The sequence below is a fragment of the Tissierellales bacterium genome, from assembly GCA_025210965.1.
Lineage (GTDB): Bacteria > Bacillota > Clostridia > Tissierellales > JAOAQY01 > JAOAQY01.
The window spans coordinates 1-4,631 of sequence record JAOAQY010000171.1 but is presented as its reverse complement, the minus strand read 5'-3'; the positions used below and the strand labels follow the sequence as shown (position 1 = coordinate 4,631).

Annotated in this window: 5 protein-coding genes, 1 tRNA gene and 1 rRNA gene; 6 read left to right on the top strand and 1 reads right to left on the bottom strand. The window is 33.5% G+C overall.

What is annotated here, in order from left to right; all coding sequences use genetic code 11:
- Window positions 1-59: 59 nt before the first annotated feature.
- A tRNA-Met gene (locus tag N4A40_12220) sits at window positions 60-136 on the top strand.
- 159 nt (window positions 137-295) lie between these two features.
- On the opposite strand, the gene N4A40_12215 is transcribed toward N4A40_12220, so the two are convergent.
- Entirely contained in the window at window positions 296-475 is a 180-nt protein-coding gene (locus tag N4A40_12215) for a hypothetical protein (GenBank protein MCT4662617.1), read from the bottom strand.
- A 141-nt stretch (window positions 476-616) separates the two neighbouring features.
- On the opposite strand from N4A40_12215, the gene N4A40_12210 reads away from it, so the two are divergent.
- The 5 genes from N4A40_12210 to N4A40_12190 all read left to right on the top strand — a co-directional run.
- Window positions 617-1,123 carry a hypothetical protein gene (locus N4A40_12210; GenBank protein ID MCT4662616.1) on the top strand — a complete coding sequence of 169 codons (507 nt, stop codon included), beginning with the start codon at window positions 617-619 and terminating at the stop codon, window positions 1,121-1,123.
- A gap of 51 nt (window positions 1,124-1,174) precedes the next feature.
- Window positions 1,175-2,788, top strand: a complete 1,614-nt coding sequence (locus N4A40_12205; GenBank protein MCT4662615.1) for a carbon starvation protein A — start codon at window positions 1,175-1,177, stop codon at window positions 2,786-2,788.
- A gap of 195 nt (window positions 2,789-2,983) precedes the next feature.
- Window positions 2,984-3,280 carry a hypothetical protein gene (locus tag N4A40_12200; protein ID MCT4662614.1) on the top strand — a complete coding sequence of 99 codons (297 nt, stop codon included), beginning with the start codon at window positions 2,984-2,986 and terminating at the stop codon, window positions 3,278-3,280.
- An 11-nt stretch (window positions 3,281-3,291) separates the two neighbouring features.
- A complete protein-coding gene (locus N4A40_12195) occupies window positions 3,292-4,218 on the top strand; it encodes an ArsA family ATPase (protein ID MCT4662613.1) in 927 nt (308 codons plus the stop codon).
- A gap of 351 nt (window positions 4,219-4,569) precedes the next feature.
- Window positions 4,570-4,631 (top strand): 16S ribosomal RNA (locus N4A40_12190); the annotation flags it as partial.

Here is a 4,631-nt window from a genome sequence, read left to right as displayed (position 1 = left end):
CCTTTAAAGATCGTACCGGTTCGACCCCGGTCTTCGGCACCAATTTAATATAATAATAACGCGGGGTGGAGCAGCTTGGTAGCTCGTCGGGCTCATAACCCGGAGGTCATCGGTTCAAATCCGGTCCCCGCAACCAAAATTGTTAAAAGACTTATCAAATTGATAAGTCTTTTTTGTTACGAAAAATAATGTATAAAAAAAGAGATACAATAGCATCTCTTAAATATTCATATACGATAATCTCCCACTAATTCAAATGGTGGGAGATTTTTAGGTTTAGGAATAAAACACAGGCTTATCCCTCAACCATATAATTTATTTTATCTTTGACGATATAATAAGTTTTATAGCTACTTTTGTAGACAAAAATAGGATCAGAATTAGCATTTGTAAACCAGTTAACAAATTCTTCATGATTCTCAATTTTTAAATACAAAGGATTTTCACTATTATAAAATATTGTATAAGATTTCATAAATATTCCCCCTTATATCTTTTTTATATCACAAAAGTCTGCTAAAATAAAGGTTAACGAAAGGATTCGGCAAAATAAACCTAGAAATAATGAATATGGAGTTGAAAATTCTAATAAAAGGGGTATAATGAGGAGTGTATTATGAATAATTATCAGGAACAATTTATAGAGAAGCTTTCAAGATATTATGATGTAGAGAAAGACGTAGAGATTTCAGATTTGAAATTTGAAGCCACGGGAGTGTATAATCAGAGAAATATACAATACATGGCTAGTAAGAAAGTTGAGATTTATGCATTTCAAAATAATGAACAACTTTTTTTAAAGAGGATAGGAGATGAAAGCGTAGAAGAGTTTTTAATAACTCTTACGAATTGGCTTAAAAACAATGTTGATGATATAGTGGAAATCAATGAAGAACACATGGAGACATTGTTTAATTTTATAATTGAAGGCAATCGCGATTTATCCAAAAAAGAAGAAAAATTGATATCTAAATATAGATATTACAAGAGTTATTGTCTAGGATTTAGGGGTTGGATTAATGTAAAATTGTTTTACATTAATCCAAAATCTAATCTTATATATGCCAATAAGAGAGGAAAGGGGGAAACGGAGAAAGTTTTGAGGGATTACCTCGGAAAGTAGGGTTAAGTCGAATGGCAGTCGACAAATATATATTATGAGGGGGCAATTATAATGAATGCATTGACATTGGTATTAGTATCAATAGTTGTATTTATCGTTGCTTACTTAACTTATGGTAGATGGTTGAGTAAACAATGGGGCGTTGATCCAAAGAGACCAACACCGGCACATACTAGACAGGATGGTGTAGATTATATGCCAGCGAAGGCACCAGTTTTATTGGGCCATCACTTTTCATCAATTGCAGGAGCTGGACCAATATTAGGACCGATTGGAGCTGCTATATTTGGGTGGTTACCAGTATTCTTGTGGATATTGGTAGGGTCAGTATTCTTTGGTGGAGTGCATGATATGGGAGCATTATTTGCATCTGTACGTCATGATGGTAAATCATTAGGGGAAGTTATCGGAGAAACTATGGGAACAAAAGGAAAGAAATTATTTGCAGCGTTCTCATGGCTTACATTAATACTTGTTGTAGCTGCATTTGTAAATGTATGTGCAAATACATTTGTTGCAACACCATCAGCTGCTACATCATCATTATTATTCATAGCATTAGCTATTGGATTTGGATTCCTTGTTTACAGACGTGGGGCTGGCTTAGGAATTAGTAGTGTTATTGGGGTAGCTTTATTATTTATTTGTATATGGTTGGGAATTAAATTCCCATTGGTAATGTCAAAAGAATTTTGGATGATATTTTTACTTGGATATATTTTTGTTGCATCTATTACACCGGTTTGGATTTTATTACAACCTAGAGATTACTTGAACTCATTCTTGCTTTATGCAATGCTTATCGGTGGTGTAGTTGGAATCGTATTATTTAGACCAACATTGGAACTTGCATCAGTGACTTCTTTTAAATTAGGAACAGGGGTTTCTGCTAAGTATTTATTCCCAATGTTATTTGTAACAGTTGCTTGTGGTGCTATATCTGGTTTCCACTCATTAGTTGGATCAGGAACTACATCAAAACAATTGGATTCAGAAAAAGATATTCAATTAGTTGGTTATGGTTCTATGCTTATAGAAGGTGTACTTGCAGTTATAGCAATTATAACTGCAGCATACTTGACTAAAGATGGTTTAGCAGAAACGTTAGGAAATGGTGGACCAATAAATGTATTTGCAAGTGGATTAGGACATTTTATGGAAAATGGTTTTGGATTGCCATTTAGCGTAGGTAGCACTTTTACTGCACTTGCTATTTCAGCATTTGCACTTACATCACTAGATACTGCTACTCGTCTTGCAAGATTCATATTCCAAGAATTTTTTGAATCAAAAGATGCATCAGCTCCAAATCCTCTTACAAATAGATATGTATCAACTGGAATTACAGTTGCGTTAGGTGGAGTATTGGCATTTAAAGGTTGGACAACTATTTGGCCAGTATTTGGTTCTGCAAACCAATTACTTGCAGCAATTGCGTTATTAGCACTTGCAGCTTGGCTAAAAAAATCGGGCAAAAAATATTCTATGGCATTATACCCAACTGTATTTATGTTTGCCGTAACACTTAGTGCGCTTGTATTGCTATTTGCAAACAATATTTGGGGTGACAAAAAATCTTTTGTATTAGCTGGTTTTGCAGCAGTATTGTTTGGATTAGCTATAGTATTAATCGTGGAAGCAAAAAAAGCATTTACTGATAAATAATTATAATAGTAAAATAATGCTAGTTATAAAATAGAGAGAATTATATCAATTCTCTCTATTTTTTTATTATATCCATTCTTTATCAAATTTGATTTCAAAATCTAGAGAAATTGAGTAGTGAGCAGCTTACTTGTGAAAGGAAGATAGAGAGCGTATAATTAAAAGTGAAATTATCTATAAAAAGAGGTGATATAGATGGGCGATAATTACAACATAAAGGAATTTATAAAAGATATAGGATTGTTTTTCAAAGGAGCAACAGATTTTGATAGAAAATCTAGAGGCATGCTTGAGAAAGAAGCTAGTTATGAAATGGATTATTTCATGTTGCTTTGCTTTGCTGATTTATTGGGTCTTCCATTGCCACTTAATTACTATACTTTAGAGTTATTACCATATCTTGCGGAAGACATGGAACCATGGCTTCGTAGGATGGGAGATAGAAAGAGCATGTGGGAAGAAAAAGGTTCAGATTATGATTTCGATGCATAGGAGTGATTAAAATGGCAAATATTATATTTTTTGGAGGCAAAGGTGGGGTTGGGAAGACAACTTGTTCATCTGCATATGCAATAAAAAGTGCTGAAAGCGGGCTGAAAACACTTTTAGTTTCGACAGACCCTGCCCATTCTATAGCGGATGTTTTTGAAATGAAAATAGGAAGAAATGTAATTGAAATAAGAAATAATTTAGATGGGTTAGAAATAGATTCAGCATATGAAAGCCAAAAATATATAAATGGTATCAGAGGCAATTTAGGAACCATACTTAGTCCAATTGTTTTGGAAGAAATTAATAAGCAATTAGATGCAGCAGCTGTATCACCGGGTTCGCATGAATCTGCTATGTTTGACAAAATGATAGAAATAATAAATGACTATTCTTCAAAATACGATAGAATTATATTTGATACGGCACCAACTGGTCATACGATAAGACTATTGTCATTACCAGAGCTTTTAGAAGGCTGGATTGAGACGCTCATAGCAAAGAGGAGAAAAGCGCTTGCTATATCGCAGATGGCTAAGCGAAAGATTAAAGATGAAGAAGCTATATTAAATGATCCTATTGTAAAAATTTTGATGAGACGAAAGAAAAATATGGAAAAAGCAAGACATATTATGATAGATAATAGGCAACTGAATTTTATATTTGTATTGAATGCAGAAAAACTGCCAATAGAAGAGACTAAGAAAGCTATAAGTGCGCTTGAAAAGTATGAAATACCTGTACAAGAACTTATAATAAATAGAATATTACCAGAAAATGTTCAAGATGAATTTATGAAAGAAAAGAAAGCTCAAGAAAGACATTACCTAAATGAAATAGAAAATGTATTTGGCGATAAGAAATTGCACAAATTACCTTGGAGAGCGAAGGATGTTAGAGCCGAGACTATTGATGAATTAGCGAAAGAATTGAGTTTGTAGTTATAATAAACTATATAATCAGAAAAAAAGAAACGCTAGGAAGCGTTGCGCTCGAATGGCTTAAAATACAGAAAAACTTTATAAAAAGGCTTGCAAAATATGATTAAACTTGCTATACTAGTTTTTGTTGAGTGACGAGCTCAGCAGTGAGAAACGACCTTTGAAAATTGGATAGTGAGATAAATTTCGTTTCATTTATATATGAAACGAGCAACCAAAATGTCACAAAATTTTGTGACAATGTGACTTTTAGTCACAGCAATGCGACTTATAGTCGCAGCGAATTAACATAAAAACATTTTTGTTTTTACGTCAATTACGTCAGTTTTGACTGATGCTTAATTAAACTTTTATATTGAGAGTTTGATCCTGGCTCAGGACGAACGCTGGCGGCGCGCCTAACACATGCAAGT

Coding starts and splice junctions, on each gene's coding strand:
- N4A40_12195 (MCT4662613.1), top strand. CDS start 3,292: ATGGCAAATATTATATTTTTTGGAGGCAAAGGTGGGGTTGGGAAGACA.
- N4A40_12200 (MCT4662614.1), top strand. CDS start 2,984: ATGGGCGATAATTACAACATAAAGGAATTTATAAAAGATATAGGATTG.
- N4A40_12210 (MCT4662616.1), top strand. CDS start 617: ATGAATAATTATCAGGAACAATTTATAGAGAAGCTTTCAAGATATTAT.
- N4A40_12205 (MCT4662615.1), top strand. CDS start 1,175: ATGAATGCATTGACATTGGTATTAGTATCAATAGTTGTATTTATCGTT.
- N4A40_12215 (MCT4662617.1), bottom strand. CDS start 475: ATGAAATCTTATACAATATTTTATAATAGTGAAAATCCTTTGTATTTA.